The organism is Burkholderia sp. BCC0322, from assembly GCF_902833045.1.
Lineage (GTDB): Bacteria > Pseudomonadota > Gammaproteobacteria > Burkholderiales > Burkholderiaceae > Burkholderia.
Window position 1 is genome coordinate 100,166 of record NZ_CADFDU010000002.1, and the last position, 18,344, is coordinate 118,509.

The window sequence follows — 18,344 nt, forward strand, 5'->3', positions numbered from 1 at the left end:
GGGCTCCTTGGAAAAGACGCAGGTGTCGGTCGGGATCAAACGGTTGCGGATTCGGTCACGGCCTGCGTCGCGCTCACGGCGACGACGGGCATCGTCACGGCCTTGCCGCGCACGCGCTCGTCGGGTGTCGCGGGGCGAATCTGGCCGCGTGTCTCGACGAACGCGATGTTCTCGTCCGGCGCGTCGCTGTTCACGAAGTGGCGGAAGCGCTTGCGCGTGTCGGGGTCGGTGACGGCCTTCTTCCATTCGCACTCGTAGGTGTCGACCACGTGCTGCATGTCGGCTTCGAGTTCGGCCGCGATCCCGAGCTTGTCGTGCACGACGACATCGGTCAGGTAGTCGAGCCCGCCTTCGAGGTTGTCGCGCCACACGCTCGTACGCTGCAGCCGGTCGGCGGTGCGCACGTAGAACATCAGGAAGCGGTCGATGTAGCGGACCAGCGTGGCGCGGTCGAGATCGGACGCGAGCAGCTCCGCGTGGCGCGGCTTCATCCCGCCGTTGCCGCACACGTACAGGTTCCAGCCCTTCTCGGTCGCGATGATCCCGACGTCCTTGCCCTGCGCTTCCGCGCATTCGCGCGTGCAGCCCGATACGCCGAACTTGATCTTGTGCGGCGCGCGCAGGCCCTTGTAGCGGTTCTCGAGGTCGATCGCGAGGCCGACCGAATCGTCGACGCCGTAGCGGCACCACGTCGAGCCGACGCACGACTTCACGGTGCGCAGCGCCTTGCCGTACGCATGCCCCGACTCGAAGCCGGCCGCGATCAGTTCCTCCCAGATCGACGGCAACTGCTCGACGCGTGCGCCGAACAGGTCGACACGCTGGCCGCCGGTGATCTTCGTGTAAAGCCCGTACTTCCGCGCGACCTGGCCGACCGCGATCAGCCCTTCCGGCGTGACCTCGCCGCCCGGCATGCGCGGCACGACCGAATACGTGCCGTCGCGCTGGATGTTCGCGAGGTAGTAGTCGTTGGAATCCTGCAGTCCCGCATGCTCCTTCTTCAGCACGAACTCGTTGAAGCACGACGCGAGGATGCCCGCGACGGCCGGCTTGCACACGTCGCAGCCGAGCCCGTGGCCGTGCTTTTGCAGCAGTTCGTCGAACGTCTTGATGCGCTCGACGCGAATCAGGTGGAACAGCTCCTGGCGTGAATGCGGGAAGTGCTCGCAGAGATGGTTGTTGACCGCGAGGCCCTGCTTCTTCATCTCGGCCTTCATGATCTGCGTGACGAGCGGCACGCAGCCGCCGCACGACGTGCCGGCGCCGGTGCACGATTTCAGCGCGCCGAGGCTCGTCGCGCCGTCGGCCACCGCCGTGCAGATCCGCGACTTCGACACGTTGTTGCACGAGCAGATCTGGGCGGCCGCAGGCAGCGCGTCGACGCCGATCGCCGGCTTCGCGGCCCCGTCCGACGACGGCAGGATCAGGAATTCGGGCGACTCGGGCAGCTCGATGCGGTTCAGCATCATCTGCAGCAGCGTGCCGTATTCCGCCGCGTCGCCGACCATCACCGCGCCGTGCAGGAACTTGCCGCAGTCGGACACCACGAGCTTTTTGTAGACCTGGCGGCGCTCGTCCGCGTACTGGTAGGTGCGACTGCCGGCCGTCGTGCCGTGCGCGTCGCCGATGCTCGCGACGTCGACGCCCATCAGCTTCAGCTTCGTGCTCATGTCGGCGCCCGCGAACGCGGCTGTGCCCGTGCCGTCAGCGCTGCCGCCGAGCTGCTTCGCGACCACGCGCGCCATGTCGTAGCCGGGCGCGACGAGACCGTACACCATGCCGTTCCACGCCGCGCATTCGCCGATCGCGTAGATGTCCGCGTCGCTCGTGCGGCATGTGTCGTCGATCGCGACACCGCCGCGCGGGCCGATTTCAAGCCCGCATGCACGCGCCAGCTCGTCGCGCGCGCGGATGCCGGCCGAGAACACGATCATGTCGGCATCGAGGTGCGTGCCGTCGGCGAACATCATCCGGTGCGCGCCGTCTTCGCCATCGGCGATCTCGAGCGTGTTCTTGCCCGTATGCACGGTCACACCGAGCGCCTCGATCTTCGCGCGCAGCATCCGGCCGCCGCCGTCATCGACCTGCACGGCCATCAGCCGTGGCGCGAATTCGACGACGTGCGTGTCGAGCCCCATGTCGCGCAGCGCCTTCGCGCATTCGAGGCCGAGCAGCCCGCCGCCGACCACGACGCCGCGCTTCGCGTGCGTGCCGCACGCCTGCATCGCTTCGAGATCCTCGATCGTCCGGTACACGAAGCAGCCCGCGCGATCGTGCCCCGGCATCGGCGGCACGAACGGGCGCGAGCCCGTCGCGAGCACCAGCTTGTCGTACGCGAGCGTTTCGCCGGACGCGAGCGTGACCATATGCGCAGCGCGGTCGATCGATGCGACGCGCGCGTTCACGCGCAGGTCGATTTGCGGATGACGCTCGAAGAAACCGGGTTCGACGAGCGACAGGTCGTCCGCCGACTTGCCCGCGAAGAATTCGGACAGGTGCACGCGATCGTAGGCCGGACGCGGTTCCTCGCCGAGCACGGTGACCTGCAGCGCCGCCGACGCGCCCGCTTCCGCCGCGATGCATTCGAGCAGCTTGTGGCCGACCATCCCGTGACCGATGACGATGAGTTTCATGATGACGTTTCCTTCGCTCGATCAATTGGCGGCGTTCGCGGCGGCGGCCAGCGCGCGGTCGCGCAGCTCGGCCTCGCGAGCCTTGTGTTCTTCGGTGAAGCGCACGGCCATCGCGCACAGCGCGGTCGCGGTGACGGCGAGCCCGAGCAGGCTCAGCGTGTGCTGCACGTCGCCGACACCCTTCAGCAGGAAGGCCGCGGCGACCGCGCCGACGTTGCCGCCCGCGCCGACGATCCCCGCGACGCCGCCGAGCGCCTTGCGGTCGATGAACGGCACCAGCGCGTAGGTCGCGCCGCAGGCCATGTGCGTGAACAGGCCGAAGCTCAGCATCGCGACGAGTGCGATGCCGACGCTTTGCGCATGCGAGAACCAGATCAGCCCGAGCCCTTCGCCGACGATCAGCGCGCACAGCAGCGCCGCGCGCACGTCGAGGCTGCGGCGCGCGGCGATCCTGTCGGACAGCCAGCCGCCGAGCGCGCGGGCGAACAGCGCGAGCAGCCCGAACATGCCGGCCGCGAGGCCCGCGTCCTTCAGCGACAGGCTGAAGTGATCGACGTAGTACAGCGCGGCGATGTTGTGGATGAACACCTCGACGCCGAAGCACGCGCCATACGTGACGAACAGCATCCACACGCGATAGTTGCCGCACGCGGCGACGAAGCTCGCCCAGCCGCCTTTCTTGCCGCTGTCGACCGTCACGCCTTCCTTGCGCAGCGCGACGAAGTCGCCTTGCGGGCAATCCTGCGTGAAGCGCCAGTAGGCCCAGGCCATCACGAGCATCGCGACGCCCGGCACGACCAGCGCGATGCGCCACGACGAATCCTCGCTGAAGCCGAGCATCAGGCCGGCGGCGACGAGCAGCGGCATCAGCGCCTGCGTCGCGCCCGCGCCGGCATTGCCCCAGCCGGCCGTCGTCGCGTTCGCGGTGCCGACCACGTTCGGCGCGAACATCACCGACGTGTGGTACTGCGTGATCACGAAGCCCGCGCCGATCGCGCCGATACCGAGCCGGCAGATCAGGAACGACAGGTAGTCGTGCGTAAACGACACCGCGAACACGGGGATCGCGCCGAGCAGCAGCAGGCCGACGTACACGCGGCGCGGGCCGAAGCGGTCGCACAGCGGGCCGACCAGCAGCCGCACGGCGATCGTCGCGGCCACCGCGGCGATGTTGATGTTGGCGACCTGTGCCGCCGTCAGATGGAATTCGCGTGCGATCAGCGGCATCAGCGGCGCGCACGCGAACCACGCGAAGAAGCACACGAAGAACGCCATCCACGTCAGGTGGAACGCGCGCATCGGCGCGGTGCGGAGGCTGAAGAGATCGATACGGGTAGCTTTGTCGGTCATGTCATCCGCCAAACGAAAAACGGCGTCCTGCGCACCCGGTCTCGTCGAGACCCGATGCGTAGGACGCCGTTGCCCATGAAGCCCGTTGCCGGGCGCGTCTGTAATCGGTACTGCCGGACGAATCGCCTTTGATTCGCCCGAGCCCCGTGATGCAAACGCCGTGCCATGTCGTCGCGAATCGGGCCCGCAGCCCCGCCGCGCAAGGCGTGCCGGGTGTCTTGCGACACACGACGCCACGCGACACGCGACACGCCGTGATGCAGCGACGCACGGATGTGGTGCGCTGCAGCACTGTCGTCGTGCGATATCGCGGTGCGCGCAGACGGCGCACGATGCACGCCGATGCGGCGTTGCGGCTGCCCGCGCGCGGCGGCCGCCTGCATGAACGGCGCCATCGCGCGGCGCGGTGCGCGCCGTTCCCGCCGCGCCGGCGTGACGTGTCATGCCGATTGGCCCGGATATTGCTGCATCCGATGCATGACACCGGCAACGGCGCCGGTGGGCAGTCCCCGCAAACCCTGCCCGTCATTCAGGCGGGCCGATCAGGACAACGGCGTCCTTCCCGTGCGCGGCACGGCTGGATACCGGTGCATTTCGACCGCCCGCCGCCGCCCGCAACGACACCCACTCGACCGCCGGATGCAGGCGGCGCAGGAACACGACATGACGACAGGCAAAGTCACGCTGCTGGGCGCCGGCCCCGGCGATCCCGATCTCCTCACGCTGAAGGCCGTGAAGGCACTGGCGGCTGCCGACGTGCTGCTGCTCGACGATCTCGTCGCGCCCGGCATCGTCGAACTCGCCCCGCAGGCACGCGTGATCCGCGTCGGCAAACGCGGCGGCTGCCGCTCCACGCCGCAGGCATTCATCGAGAAGCTGATGTGCCGCTACGCGCTGCGCGGCGCGCACGTGGTGCGCGTGAAAGGCGGCGATGCCCTGCTGTTCGGCCGCGCCGGGGAAGAACTCGCGACCCTGCGCGCCGCCGCGATTCCGGTCGAGATCGTCAACGGCATCTCGTCGGGATTCGCGGCCGCCGCGGGCCTCGGTATCTCGCTCACGCACCGCGAGCATTGCCAGGGCGTCACGTTCGTCACCGCGCACCGTCAGGACCACGGCCAACCCGACTGGTCGCAGCTCGCGGCGACCGGTACCACGCTCGCGATCTACATGGGAATGAGCCGCGTCGACGGCATTGCCACCGGCCTGCTCGCCGTGCTGCCGCCATCGACCCCGGCCGCGGCCGTGCAATGGGCGGGCACGCCCGACGAACGCCGCTGGACCGGCACGCTCGGCGGTCTCGCGCGCGGCATCGACGAAGCCCGGCTCGGCAGCCCGGCGGTGATCCTCGTCGGCGGCGCGATCGACGAAGCGGCCGTGCAGCACGTGCCGGACGCGGGCGCCGCGATCGAGGCGGCCTTGTCCCGGGCCGCGTAGCATGCGCGACACCACGCGGCACCGGCCGCCCACCTATCACGAAGACAACGGCGCCGGCCGCCGGGCTGCCGTGCGCGGCGCCGACACGATGTCTGCACGGGGCCGTTGCCCCCGCACCGCGCATCGCGCCGCGATTTCGCCGCCGGTCGCGTCATGAGTGCGTCCGCTTCTTCCGCCCGCCTGCGCGTGCTGCTCGTCACCGATACCGACAAGCCGATCGGCGAGCTCGGCGATGCGCTTGCGCACCTCGGCTACGAGATGCTGAACGACGTCGCGACGCCCGCGCGCCTGCCGGCCGCCGTCGAGGAGCAGCGTCCGGACGTCGTGATCATCGACACCGATTCACCGTCGCGCGACACGCTCGAGCAGCTTGCCGTGATGCATGCCACCGCGCCGCGCCCCGTGCTGATGTTCAGCCACGATGCCAACCAGTCGCTGATCCGCGCGGCGGTCGGCGCAGGCGTCAGCGCGTATCTCGTCGAAGGGCTGTCGGCCGAGCGCCTCGCACCGATTCTCGAAGTCGCGCTCGCCCGTTTCTCGCATGACGACGCGCTGCGCCGCCGGCTCGCCGACGTCGAGCGCGAACTCGCGGAGCGCAAGCTGATCGACCGCGCGAAGCGCCTGCTGATGGACCAGCGCAGGCTGTCCGAACACGACGCGTACGCGACGCTGCGCAAGCGTGCGATGGATCAGGGCCTGCGCATCGTCGACGTCGCGCGGCAACTGCTCGATGCGTCACCCGAGTCATGACCACCATGGATACCTCCTCCCCCGTCGCGCCGGAACGCGCGCATCTTCGCCTCGGGTTCGTCGCGCTGAGCGACGCAGCCCCGCTGATCGTCGCGCACCGCCTGAACCTCGGCGCGCGACACGGCCTCACGCTCGAACTCAGCCGCCAGCCGTCGTGGGCCGCCGTCCGCGACAAGCTGCTGAGCGGCGAGCTCGACGCCGCCCATGCGCTGTACGGGCTCGTCTGCGGGCTGCAGCTCGGGATCGGCGGCCCGCAGGCCGACATGGCCGCGCTGATGGTGCTGAATCGCAATGGCCAGGCGATCTCGTTGTCGCGCGGCCTCGCCGACGCGTATCGCCACAGCGGCAGCGTGCGCGACGCGTTTGCGACGCTCGGCCGCAAGCCGCTCCTCGCGCAGACGTTTCCGACCGGCACGCACGCGATGTGGCTGAATCACTGGCTCGCGTCGCACGGCATCGATCCGCTGCGCGACGTGCGCAGCGTCGTGATCCCGCCGCCCGAGATGGTGGCTGCGCTCGCCAGCGGCGAACTCGACGGCTTCTGCGCCGGCGAGCCGTGGCATGCCGTGGCCGAGGCCTGCGGCGCGGGGCGAACCGTTGCCGTCACGAGCGAGATCTGGCCCGATCATCCGGAGAAGGTGCTCGCGACCCGGCGCGACTTCGTCGCGCTGTACCCGGCCACTGCCCGCGCGCTGATCCGCACGCTCGTCGATGCCTGCGCAAGGCTCGACAGCGCCGCGCACCGTCGCGAGGCGGCCGACTGGCTCGCGTCGCCCGATGCGCTCGGCGTCCCGGCCCGGCTGATCGCGCCGCGCCTGCTCGGCGACTACGGATCAGGGCCGTTCGCCGTGCCGCCGCTGCCGATCCGCTTTCACGACGGCGGCGCCGTGAACCGCCCCGATCCGCGCGAAGGCGCGTGGTTCCTGTCCCAATACCGGCGCTGGGGCATGCTCGACGGTTCGCACGACGACGCGGGGATCGCCCGGGCGATCGCGCAAACCGCGTTGTATGATGCTGCCGTCGCCGAAAGCGGCGCACCGGGCCTGCCGCAGGCGTGATGCGCGCCGCGTGATGCAGGCGGCGCGCGCTCCCGCGCCACGCCTGTCCGGGCCGCCTGCCGGCGCCCGGCACGCGGCTCCCGGGTGACGCCGCATGACCACTCCGTCCCCGACCTGATTCGATGCCGAAACCCACGCGCGCGCCGCTCGACGTGCTGCTCACCGAAATTCGCGCGTGCCGTGCCTGCGAAGCCGGGCTGCCGCTCGGCCCGCGCCCCGTCGTGCGTGCCCATCGCGACGCGCGCATCCTGATCGTCGGGCAGGCGCCGGGCGCGCGCGTCCATGCGAGCGGCATCCCGTGGGACGACGCAAGCGGGCAGCGGCTGCGCGGCTGGCTCGACGTCGACGCCGGCACGTTCTACGACGAGAGGCGCTTCGCGATCGTGCCGATGGGTTTCTGTTACCCGGGCCGCGGCGCAAGCGGCGACAACCCGCCACGCCCCGAATGCGCGCCACTGTGGATCGACCGGTTGCTCGCCGAGCTGCCGTCGATCCGGCTCACGCTGCTGGTCGGCCAGTACGCGCAGCGACATTTCCTGCGCGATACGCGCAAGGCCACGCTGACCGACACCATCCACGCGTGGCGCGACTACGGCCCCGACGTGTTGCCGCTGCCGCATCCGTCGCCGCGCAACCAGGCGTGGTTCAAGCACCACCCGTGGTTCGACGCCGAGGTCGTGCCCGAGCTGCGGCGCCGGGTCGCGCCGCTGGTCGCCGTCGATGCAACCGCCCCCTGTCGCGACGCTTCGCGACCTCCCCGTTATCCGTAGCGAATCCAGAATGAACGACACCCCCACCAACCTCGACTTTGCCTGCAACGGCTGCGGCGGATGCTGCCACGACCTGCGCATTCCGCTGACGATCGACGAGGCCACCGCGTGGCTGCAGCGCGGCGGCCACGTGGAGCTGCTGTGCGACGCGATGCCGTGGCTCGTCGAACCCGAGCCCGACAACGCGTTCGCCGAATACAAGCGCGTGCGCTCGACCGCGGCGCTCAGCGGCTCGCTGCCCGTCCGCGTCACGGTCATGCTCACCGCGACGCATGCCGGGCCGTGCCCGAACCTGCTCGACGACCTGCGCTGCGCGATCTACGACGAGCGCCCGCTCGTGTGCCGGATCTATCCGGCCGAAGTGAATCCGTTCGTGCCGCTGGTGCCGGCCGGCAAGCAATGCACGCCCGACGCGTGGCAGCAGGCGCCGTTCGTCCGCGGCGGCACGATCGTCGACGCGGCCACGCGGGAGAGCATCGCGCGCTCGCGCGCGGCGAGCGAAGCCGAGACGCCGCTGCGGGCGCGGTTGTGCACGGTGCTGGGGATCGATACGGCGGCCGTGGCCAACGAAGGGTTCGCGGTCCACGCGCCGCCGGCCGCCACGCTGCTCGCCGCGTTGACGGCGCTGCGCGCAGCGGAGTCGGCCCCGGCCGGCGCCGACGACGCCATCGCGTGGACGCTGGTGTCGAACCGCGCGTCGACGGTGGATGCGCTCGTGTCGGTCGGCGCGGCGAGCCAGCGTGCAGGCAGCGGCAGCCCGCACGCCGGTTATCTCGGCTTCCGCCCGGACGAATGATCGCGGCGCGGCACGCCGAGAGCGACACCGGGCGAAGCCGCACGGCAGCACGGATCGCCGTCGCGCCCGGTTCGCTGTACCATCGCGGCTCAACCGCGTCACGACCAGCAGAATCCTTCATGCCCTCCACCGCCCCGCCGCGCCTGTACGGGATGCCCGAACGCAGCGACCGGCTCGACTTCTACATCCGCGACCAGGCGTCGCGCCAGGCGATCACCGAGCCGCACCGGCACGCGTATTTCCAGATCCAGTTCAATCTCGGCGGCGACACCGAGCAGCGGATCGGCGGCGTCACGCGGCCGTTTCCGCGCGGCGCGCTCGCGTTCGTGCTGCCGCACCGCGAGCACCTGATCCCGCATCCGGAAGGCGCGCACTTCATCGTGATCAACTTCAGCCAGGCATTCCTGCGCGCCGATCTCGACGTCGACCCGCTCGACCTCGAGGACGTGCCCGCGCACCGCTTTCCCGAGCTGACGCCGTTCCGCTTCCAGGAACACCTCGACTTCATCCTGACCGGCGATACGTACGACGAAGCGCGCCGCCTCGCGCTGTGCATGCTCGACACCGATCGCGTGCGCACATTCGGCTCGACCACGCTGCTGCGCGGCTACCTGCTGCAGCTGATCGGGCTCGTCTGCACGCAGTACGCGGGTGCGCTCGACAAGCTCGCGCAGCGCGGCGCCCAGCGCGCGGGCCGGCGCGACGCGCTCGCGCGCGTGCTGCGGCACGTGCGCGCCAACCTGACCCGCGAGGACCTGACGCTCGCCGCGACCGCCGAGGCCGCGTTCCTGTCGCCCAACTACCTCGCGCACCTGGTCCGCAAGGAAACCGGCAGCACCTTCACCGATCTCGTGACCGAGCGCCGGATCGCGCTCGCGCAGTCGCTGCTGGCCCACACGAGCCGGCGCATCGCGGACATCGCACGCTCGGTCGGTTTCCGCGACGAAGGGTATTTCGCGCGGCGCTTTCGCGCGCGGGTCGGCGTGTCGCCGAAGGCGTACCGCGACGCGAATGCCGCGCTGCCGGACGGCGACGGCGCACCGGCGGCCACCGACGCGTAGTTTTGTCCCGGTAAAACGCAGTTGCGTCGCATCCGGCCGCACGGGCGTCGGGTATCGTTGCACGCATGCCGGCCCGTGCGCCGCACGGGCGCGGCATCCGTCTTCCCACCGAACGAGGCCATCCGATGTCCGCTTATGTCATCGACGCTGCCGAGCGTCCTTCCGTCGAAGTCGACCAGTCGTCCGCGCGCTTTCCGGTGCGCCGCGTCTTCTGCGTCGGCCGCAACTACGCCGACCACGCGCGCGAAATGGGCGCCGATCCCGACCGCGAACCGCCGTTCTTCTTCACGAAGCCGGCCGACGCGATCGTCCCGGCCAGCGGCACCGTCGCCTACCCGCCGCTGACGAACGACCTCCATCATGAAATCGAGCTGGTCGTCGCGATCGGCAAGGACGGCCGGTCGATCGACCCGGCCGACGCGCTGTCGCACGTATGGGGCTATGGCGTCGGCGTCGACCTCACGCGCCGCGACCTGCAGGCCGAAGCGAAGAAGCTGAGCCGCCCGTGGGACTGGGCCAAGGGCTTCGACGCATCGGGCCCCGTGACCGCGCTGCGCGCGGCATCGGCCACCGGCCACCCGGCGACGGGCCGCATCTGGCTCGCGGTGAACGGCGACACGCGCCAGCAAGGCGACCTGGCCGACATGATCTGGGCCGTGCCCGACGTCATCGCCTATGTGTCGCGCTCGGTCGAGCTGAAGGCCGGCGACCTGATCTTCACCGGCACGCCGGCCGGCGTTGGCGCACTGCAGCCCGGTGACCGCGTCACGGGCGGCGTCGACGGCGTCGCGACGTTCGAATTCGTCGTGGGCGCGAAGCCGTAAGCCGTAGGCCGTCACGCGGCACGCACGGCGGCCACCTGCCCGGGGCCGCCGTGCGATATCCCGATGTCGGTCAGTCGTAGCGGCGCAGGAAAGCGTCGGCGACGGCCGGCGGATTCAGCACCTTCGCCGATTCGTTTTCCAGCGCTTCGGCAGCGTCGTCGTCGCTGATCGACACGAACAGCGTGATCGCCGCCCTTTCGTCGCCCGTGCCGAACAGGCCCTCGCGATCGAGCAGGCGCAACGCCCCGATCATCTCGGCATGCAGTTGCCGCGAAAATTCCGGGAATCTCGACCGGACAAACTGCGGGCTCAGCACGTCATCGGCAAGCTTGCCGCAGATCGCATTGAACGGCGACGCTTCCGCCGCCGCGTACGCCCATTCGGAAAAGCCCCACACATACCACGGGTCGTCGTCCGGGATCGCCTGTTGCGCGCGGATCCGGCGCAGCCCCTCGACCGAATTGGCCGCCGGCACCACGGTCATCGCGCCGCTGTCGGTATACAGCGCGAACGCGTAGAAATGCTCGTCCGGGTGCTGCGCCCGCAGCGCCCGGAATGTCGCTCTCGCGGCATCGGCAATGTCACGCTGGAAATCAGAAAAGTCGCTCATCACGTCCTCGTCCAGTCGCCCTTCGCGCGTCGGCGCGTGCTCGGCGTGCGGCGGGTGCGTCGTCTCCCGATATTCGGTCGATTGTCCGCCAATCGCCGGCGGCACGGTAGCGTGCCCTCAGCTGTGCCCGGTTCCGCGCGCCCCCGTTCACCGCCCGGCCTCCCTCGCATCGAACACCCGCACACAGACGGCCGCCGCCAGCGCGATCGCGGCCGACAACAGCATCATCACGAGCGGCGCATAGCCCGCGTTGCCGGCCGTCAACACCGCCCCCGTCAGCGACGAAAGCGTGGCGCCGCCGGCGATCGTCATCGCGCCCGCCAGCCCCGACGCGCTGCCTGCCAGTTCCGGGCGCACCGACACCGCGCCGGCATGCGCCCCGGGATTGGTCAGCCCGTTGCCGATGCCGACCAGCACGCACGGCCCGAACCATGCAATCGCCTGCGTCGCGCCACCGAACATCAGCGCGAGGCCGATCAACGGCCCCGCGCATGCGACGACGCGCCCGCACAGGATCGTCGTGGCCAGCGCGTAGCGGCGCGCGTAACGCGCGGCCAGGAAGCTGCCGCACACGAAGCCGGCCGTGATGGTGCCCATGTAGACGCCGATCTCCGCGGGCGCGATGCCGAACACCGTTTGCGCGGCGAGCGGCGCACCGGCCAGGAACGCGTAGAACGAGCCGGTCGAAAACGCCATGCAGAGCGCATAGGCCCAGAAACGGCGCGCACGGAGCAGCGCCGGATACGCGCGAAGCTGCTGCGCGAGGCTCGACGACCGGTTCGCATGGGTTTCGACGAGATCGAACGCACACCAGACGAACAGCGCGACGCCGGCCGCGCCGAGCAGCCAGAAACTCGCGCGCCAACCCATCGTCTGGTCGATCGCGCCGCCGAGCGTCGGGCCGAGCATCGGCGCGAACGCGGCCGCCATCGCCGCATAGCCGATCCGGCTCGCCACGCGGGCACCGCCGCCGGTATCCCGGATCGTCGCCATCGACACCGGATAGACCGACGTGATCGCCGCCTGCATCAGCCGACAGGCGAGGAACGCACGAATATCGGTCGCCATCGCGCAGCCGAGCGAGCCGAGCGCGAACACGCCGACGCTCGCCAGCACGACCGGCCGCCGCCCGAACCGGTCCGACAGCGGCCCCATCACGAACTCGAGCGACGCGGCCACGGCCGCATAACCGCCGAGCGACAGCGCGACGAGCGCATAGTCGGCGCGCAGGTCGCGCGCGATGGCCGGCAGCGACGGCAGGAACAGGCTCAGCGGCAGCACCGAGCACGCGCACAGCAGGATCAGCGTCGCGTGTCGCGGCGACGCCCGTTCGGAAGCGATCGGCAGGTTCGATTGCAAGCGGATGCCCTCCACGCACGTGCCGCACGGCCGTGCGCAACGAAAAAAAAGCCCCCGAACGAGTCGGGGGCGCATGGGTGCCGGCGCGGTGCCGCTACCGGACCCTGCGCCTGTGGACGACTACGATGAAGATGGCTGCCTGCATGCCGGATGGCTCCTGGTTGACTGGCTGACTGCGTGCGATATCGGACGATGGTAGGGGGACGATACCGACCGCGTCAACGCCCTAACGCGCGCGCACCGACACGAACTTGCGCGCGTTGTTGCGCTGGATCAGCACCGCGATCACGCTGCCGCCGCTCGCTTCGAGCGACTGGATGTCGTCCGGCGTCTCCAGCAGCGTGTCGTTGAGCTCCAGCACGACATCGCCCGGCTGGATGCCGGCCTTGGCTGCCGGGCCGCGCACCGCGTCCACCATCATCCCGACCGCGAGACCCGTCGAACGGCGCTCGTCGTCGCTCAGCGCGTGCATCGTCAGCCCGAGACGATCGCCGCCGTCGCCCGCCCCTGCTCCCGGCCCCGGTCGTGCGGCCTCCTTCGGCGCAGCCATGCCGACGGTCGTGCCCGCATTGCCGGCCGCCTCGTCGGCGCCCGTGATCGTCAGCATCACCGGCGCGCGGTTGCGGATCAGCCGCAGCGGCGCCTTCTGGCCGGGCGGCAGCGCGGCGGCCAGGTCGTTCAGTTCGGCCGAGCGGCCGATCGTCTTGTCACCCAGCTTCACGATCACGTCGCCGGGCCGCACGCCGGCCGCGGCAGCCGGCGAGCCGGGCGCGACGCCGTTGACGAGCGCGCCCGCCGGACGCGGCAGCCCGAACGCCGTGGCGAGCCCGATGCCGACATCCTGCACGTCGACGCCGAGCGCATTGCCGGACGACGCGTCCGGCGCCTGGGACGGTTGCGCCTGAGCCTGCATCTGCTTCTGCAGTTGCGCACGCACCTTTGCCGCAAACGCGATCGGGATCGCGAACGTCGTGCTCGCGTAGCGGTCGGTGCCCGTATAAACCTGCACGGCGATACCGATCACGTCGCCCGCCCGATTGAACACGGGGCCGCCCGAGTTGTCGGGGTTCGGCGCGATGTCGGTTTCGAAGAACGGAAACGCGCTGCCGTCCGGCAGCCGGTGCGATGTCGCGCTGACGATGCCGGCCGTGACCGTGTTGCCCGATCCGTCCGGCGCACCGATCGTCATCACCGGTTCGCCCGCGCGCACTTTCGACGAATCGCCGACGCGCACGAACGGCAGCTTCGTCGCGTTGACGCGCAGCACGGCGACGTCGCTTTGCGGATCGACGGCCAGCACGGTCGCCTTGAATTCGCGGCGGTCGGTGAGCCGCACCGTCATGTCGGTCGCGTCGTCCACTACGTGGGCCGAAGTCAGCACCAGGCCATCCGCGCTGACGATGAAACCCGAGCCGCTGCCCGATACCGCACGTGGCGCCGTGTCGGGTGCCGGCGCTTGCGCTTGCGCCTGCGCTTGCGGGCCCTGCGCGGGCGGCGGTGCGTCGTGCCGGAAGAACGCGGCGAGCGGATCGTCGGGATCGAGGATCGTGAAAGACGGACCGCTCGCCTGCTGGTCGGGTGCGGTGGTCATGATGGTCACGACCGCCGGTCCGTAGCGGTCGACGATTGCCGGAAAATCGACCGGCATCGCGTAAGGCGCAGCGGCCGGGCGCTGCTTCATGGGGTGGGGCGTAACGGGCGGCGAGAGCGTTCCGGCGAGGGCGGCCGGCGAGGCCGGCAAACAGCCGGCGAACACGCCCCCGATCAACGCGGTGCGAAGCACGGCGCGAGCAAGCGTCTGGCGAACCACGGTGCACCTCCCCCGGGCGTCGCGGCGCCGACATGCGCGAGACGCGCAGGCACCCGACAAGCACCGGTACACGCCTCCATTTATAGTCCACGCGGCCTGTTCGAACATACGAATCGAAACCCGAATGCCGGGCGACACGGCAGGCGTGAAGCCGCCACGGCATTCGTTGTGAACAAAGTGCGCGATTCGTCAATCCGCACATCCACCACGCGACCATTTTTGACGATCAAGACCGCAGCACGTTCAGCTCGGGGAGCGAGACCAAAAATCGACGAACATCAACCTTGATTTTGAAGAGTCAACATTTAAAAGGTCGGCAAAATAAGTTGTCGTGATTGAACGGCGAGTCTCACCTCACGCCCCACCCACCCGCTCCGCGATCGCCGACAGCATCCGCAACATCGGCTCGAACGCGTCGGCCGACGTATTGCCGAAACCGAGCACGAGCCCGTTGCCCGCCGATGCCGCATCGATCGAAAAGCCCGACAGCGGAAACGGCCCGATGCCGTGCGCACGCGCCGCGTCGACGATCGCGCGATCGCGGTAGCGCGCCGGCAGCCGCAGTGCGAGATGCAGCCCGCACGGCCCGCCCTCGATCTGATGCGGCACGCTCAGGGTGCGGTCGAGCGCGGCGAGCAGCAATCGCCGCCGGTCGCGGTACAGCCGGCGCATGCGGCCGAGATGGCGGCCGTACTCGCCGGTCTCGATGAAATCGGCCAGCGCAAGCTGCACGTGGCGCGTCCCGCCGCGCAGCATCTCCGGCAACACCGGCCGCACCGCCGCCAGCAACGCGTCGGGCAGCACGAGAAAACCGATCCGCAGCGCCGGAAACATCGTCTTGCTGAACGAGCCGAGATAGACGACGGGCGAATCCGGCGCGAGCCCGTGCATCGCGCCGATCGGCTCGCCGGTATGACGGAATTCGCTGTCGTAGTCGTCCTCGATGATCCACGCGCGATGCCGGCGCGCGGCATCGATCAGCGCGAGCCGGCGCGAGATCGACAGCACGGCGCCGGTCGGGAACTGGTTCGACGGCGTCGTATAGACAAGGCGCGGCGTCCGCTCGCGCCAGTCGTCTGCTTCCGTGCGCAGCCCTTCCGCGTCGACCGGCATCGGCACGACGTCGAGGTCGGCCGCCTGCATCGCGGTGCGCGCGCCGCGATAGCCGGGCTCCTCGACCCACACCGTATCGCCCGGGTTCGTCAGCAACTGCGCGCACAGCGCGATCGCGCCCTGTGCGCCTTCCGTGATCACGATCTGCTCGGGATCGCAGCGCACGCCGCGTGTCACGGCCAGGTGGCGCGCGATCGATTCGCGCAGCGCACGCTCGCCGAGCGGATCGCCATAGCCGAGCAGGTCGCGGCCGGCGCGGCGCAGCGCGCGGTCGATCGCGTGGCGCCATGCGTCCGCCGGGAAATGCGTCAGCGCGGGCACACCCGGCCGGAAGCCCTCCGATTCGCCGGTGTCGATGCGGCTCGGGCGAATCCGGCCGAGCCGCTGCGCAACGGCCGGCGGCGCGGCACGCCGGCGCGGCGGCGCCGGCCGTGAAAGCCCGACCACGCGCGTGCCGCGGCGATCGGACTGCAGGAAGCCTTCCGCGACGAGCTGCTCGTAGACGGCGGCTGTCGTGTTGCGCGACACGCCGAGCGTTTCGGCCAGCGCGCGCGTGCCGGGCAGCCGCGTGCCGGCCGGCATCGCGCCGCCGAGAATCGCGTCGCGCACGCGGCGCAGCAACTGGCGCTGCAGCGAAGGCGCGCCCGGCGTGCGCGCCAGCGGCGCGTCGAGCGGCAGCAGCGGTGCATCGCCGGAAGGAAGGACAGTCGTCATCGGAACATCGCAGCGTGAAAATGTCGGAACGTCGCGCACGGCTAGCGGCGCACGGCGAGTGCAGGACGGCTCGTGGCCCGCGCCCCGAAACGCGTGGCACCATAAATTTGCCGATCCCTGGCGCTTCTCATGGTACCTCGCCGCGACTACGATCGTCTGCATGCCGGCATGTCGCCGGCCGCCAACCGAAGCGAGATCGACCTTGTCCACGCTCACCAACGCTTTCCAGCAACCCATCGGCCACCCCGTTCCCGACTGGTCCGCGCGCCCGCGCCCGGAACGCATCGTGCTCGAAGGCCGCTACTGCCGGCTCGAACCGCTCGACGCCGAGCGCCATGCGGCCGACCTGCACGCCGCCTACGCACAGGCGCCGGACGGCAGCGACTGGACCTATCTTGCACACGGCCCGTACGCCGACGAATCGAGCTACCGCGACTACGCGCGGATCGCGCAGGCGAGCCCGGATCCGCTGCATTACACGGTGATCGACCGTGCCACGGGCCGCGCGGTCGGCACGCTCGCGCTGATGCGCATCGATCCGGCCAACGGCGTGATCGAGGTCGGCTCCGTCACGTTCTCGCGGCTGCTCAAGCGCACGCCCATTTCGACCGAAGCGCAGTTCCTGCTGATGAAGTACGCGTTCGACACGCTCGGCTACCGGCGCTACGAATGGAAGTGCGACGACCTGAACATCCCGTCACGCAAGGCCGCCGCACGGCTCGGCTTCCGCTACGAAGGCACGTTCCGGCAGGCGATCGTCTATCGCGGCCGCAATCGCGACACCGCGTGGTTCTCGATCATCGACAGCGAATGGCCGGATGTCCGCGCCGCGTTCGACGCGTGGCTCGCTCCGGAGAACTTCGACGCGCAAGGCAAGCAGCGCCAGTCGCTTACCGCCATCCGCCACGCGCAGGCTCACGCGCGCGATGCGGCCAGCCGCGCGAATGACGCGACGCGCGTCACGGTGCGCCCGCTCGTCGCCGCCGACGAAGCCGCGTGGCGCCCGCTGTGGCAGGGTTATCAGAAGTTCTACGACACCGCGCTGAGCGAGGCGGTGTTCGCGACGACGTGGGCGCGCCTGATGGATCCCGCCGAGCCGATGTTCGTGCTTGGCGCATTCGACGCGTCAGGTGTGCTGGTCGGGATCGTGCATTCGATCTACCACCGTTCGTGCTGGACCGAAGGGCCGTACTGCTACCTGCAGGACCTGTACACCGCCCCCGACGCACGCGGGCAAGGCGCGGGCGGCGCGCTGATCGAGGCCGTGTACGAACATGCCCGCGAAGCCGGCGCGAGCCGCGTGTACTGGCTCACGCACGAAACCAACACGACGGCGCGCGCGCTGTACGACAAGCTCGCGAACCACGCCGGGTTCATCCAGTACCGGCACGACCTGAAGAAGTAGCGCGGCGTCGCAGCCGGCCGGCATTCAGCCGGAAACGCCGGCCGGAGCGTGTGCGTCGTCACCGTCCGGCGCAACGCCACACGCCACGCCGGCGGCACCCGGCACCGACGCCCGGCGGATCATCTCGTCGCCATTGGCCGGCACGGGCCGCCGCACCGGCCGGAATACCGGCTCGCCCGGCTCGATCGGCTGCCCCGAGATCGCGCAGCGGCCCGGCTGCAACGCGACGCGCAAGCGCCAGCGCTGCTCGCCGTAATGGCACCGGCCGCTCTCGACCCAGCGAATCAGCAGCGCGTTGTCATCCGCCTCCAGCACCGTGACGAACAGTTGCGGGCGCAACGGCGAGACGGCCGCGGCGGCGTGCTCGGGAACCGGCGCTCGACCGAGCGTCGCGAGCGGATGCGCGACGCCGCCACGCGGCGGCATCGCATCGTCTTCGACCCGTGCCGGCGCATCGCACGGCACGTCTTCTTCGCAAATCAGGCTTTCCATGGTGTTGAGCATGCTTGACGGATTTCCGTGCAGGTTGAACGGCGCCGCGCCCAGCGCCGGCCCATCGGTTCGCGCGGCAGCGACAGGCCGATCGCCGCGCCGGTAACGGCGGCCGCGAGCATCAGCCGGATGCCGCCCGACCAGCCAAATGCACCGACGATCGCG

At 70.2% G+C, this 18,344-nt stretch carries 15 protein-coding genes; 8 read left to right on the forward strand and 7 right to left on the reverse strand.

Features of this window, described 5'->3' with window-relative positions:
- Nucleotides 1–35: 35 nt before the first annotated feature.
- The gene (gene nirB, locus HWX39_RS06575) at nt 36–2,633 is read right to left on the reverse strand and encodes a nitrite reductase large subunit NirB (RefSeq protein WP_175966340.1); all 2,598 of its coding nucleotides are present in this window, start codon (nt 2,631–2,633) and stop codon (nt 36–38) included.
- A gap of 21 nt (nt 2,634–2,654) precedes the next feature.
- Nucleotides 2,655–3,983: an MFS transporter gene (locus tag HWX39_RS06580; RefSeq protein ID WP_175966342.1), complete on the reverse strand. Its 1,329-nt coding sequence runs from the start codon at nt 3,981–3,983 to the stop codon at nt 2,655–2,657.
- Nucleotides 3,984–4,646: 663 nt separating this feature from the next.
- Between HWX39_RS06580 and cobA the strand changes: the two genes are divergently transcribed.
- From cobA to HWX39_RS06615, 7 genes are all read left to right on the forward strand, one after another.
- Complete coding sequence (gene cobA / locus HWX39_RS06585; protein WP_175966344.1) at nt 4,647–5,417, forward strand: uroporphyrinogen-III C-methyltransferase; 771 nt, start codon at nt 4,647–4,649, stop codon at nt 5,415–5,417.
- 153 nt (nt 5,418–5,570) lie between these two features.
- A complete protein-coding gene (locus HWX39_RS06590) occupies nt 5,571–6,167 on the forward strand; it encodes an ANTAR domain-containing protein (protein WP_175966346.1) in 597 nt (198 codons plus the stop codon).
- 5 nt (nt 6,168–6,172) lie between these two features.
- Nucleotides 6,173–7,225 carry a CmpA/NrtA family ABC transporter substrate-binding protein gene (locus tag HWX39_RS06595; RefSeq protein ID WP_175966348.1) on the forward strand — a complete coding sequence of 351 codons (1,053 nt, stop codon included), beginning with the start codon at nt 6,173–6,175 and terminating at the stop codon, nt 7,223–7,225.
- A 122-nt stretch (nt 7,226–7,347) separates the two neighbouring features.
- Nucleotides 7,348–7,995: a uracil-DNA glycosylase family protein gene (locus tag HWX39_RS06600; RefSeq protein ID WP_175966350.1), complete on the forward strand. Its 648-nt coding sequence runs from the start codon at nt 7,348–7,350 to the stop codon at nt 7,993–7,995.
- A 10-nt stretch (nt 7,996–8,005) separates the two neighbouring features.
- Nucleotides 8,006–8,791 carry a YkgJ family cysteine cluster protein gene (locus HWX39_RS06605; protein WP_175966352.1) on the forward strand — a complete coding sequence of 262 codons (786 nt, stop codon included), beginning with the start codon at nt 8,006–8,008 and terminating at the stop codon, nt 8,789–8,791.
- Between the two features lie 119 nt (nt 8,792–8,910).
- Nucleotides 8,911–9,852 (forward strand): helix-turn-helix transcriptional regulator, encoded by a 942-nt coding sequence (locus HWX39_RS06610; protein ID WP_175966354.1) that lies wholly within the window; start codon nt 8,911–8,913, stop codon nt 9,850–9,852.
- A 125-nt stretch (nt 9,853–9,977) separates the two neighbouring features.
- Entirely contained in the window at nt 9,978–10,676 is a 699-nt protein-coding gene (locus HWX39_RS06615) for a fumarylacetoacetate hydrolase family protein (RefSeq protein ID WP_046548002.1), read from the forward strand.
- A 70-nt stretch (nt 10,677–10,746) separates the two neighbouring features.
- Here the strand turns inward: HWX39_RS06615 and HWX39_RS06620 are convergent, their stop codons facing one another.
- The 4 genes from HWX39_RS06620 to HWX39_RS06635 all read right to left on the reverse strand — a co-directional run bounded on the left by HWX39_RS06620 (nt 10,747) and on the right by HWX39_RS06635 (nt 16,282).
- Nucleotides 10,747–11,286 (reverse strand): DUF4303 domain-containing protein, encoded by a 540-nt coding sequence (locus tag HWX39_RS06620; protein ID WP_175966356.1) that lies wholly within the window; start codon nt 11,284–11,286, stop codon nt 10,747–10,749.
- Between the two features lie 147 nt (nt 11,287–11,433).
- On the reverse strand, nt 11,434–12,645 hold the full coding sequence (locus tag HWX39_RS06625) for an MFS transporter (RefSeq protein WP_175966358.1): 1,212 nt from the start codon (nt 12,643–12,645) through the stop codon (nt 11,434–11,436).
- 226 nt (nt 12,646–12,871) lie between these two features.
- Nucleotides 12,872–14,455 (reverse strand): trypsin-like peptidase domain-containing protein, encoded by a 1,584-nt coding sequence (locus tag HWX39_RS06630; protein WP_175966360.1) that lies wholly within the window; start codon nt 14,453–14,455, stop codon nt 12,872–12,874.
- A gap of 354 nt (nt 14,456–14,809) precedes the next feature.
- A complete protein-coding gene (locus tag HWX39_RS06635; protein WP_175966362.1) occupies nt 14,810–16,282 on the reverse strand; it encodes a PLP-dependent aminotransferase family protein in 1,473 nt (490 codons plus the stop codon).
- 202 nt (nt 16,283–16,484) lie between these two features.
- Here HWX39_RS06635 and HWX39_RS06640 point away from each other — a divergent pair, with 202 nt between their 5' ends.
- Entirely contained in the window at nt 16,485–17,687 is a 1,203-nt protein-coding gene (locus tag HWX39_RS06640) for a GNAT family N-acetyltransferase (protein ID WP_244134934.1), read from the forward strand.
- A gap of 24 nt (nt 17,688–17,711) precedes the next feature.
- Here HWX39_RS06640 and HWX39_RS06645 read toward each other — a convergent pair whose 3' ends face one another.
- On the reverse strand, nt 17,712–18,191 hold the full coding sequence (locus HWX39_RS06645) for a DUF3331 domain-containing protein (RefSeq protein WP_175966366.1): 480 nt from the start codon (nt 18,189–18,191) through the stop codon (nt 17,712–17,714).
- Nucleotides 18,192–18,344: the final 153 nt, after the last annotated feature.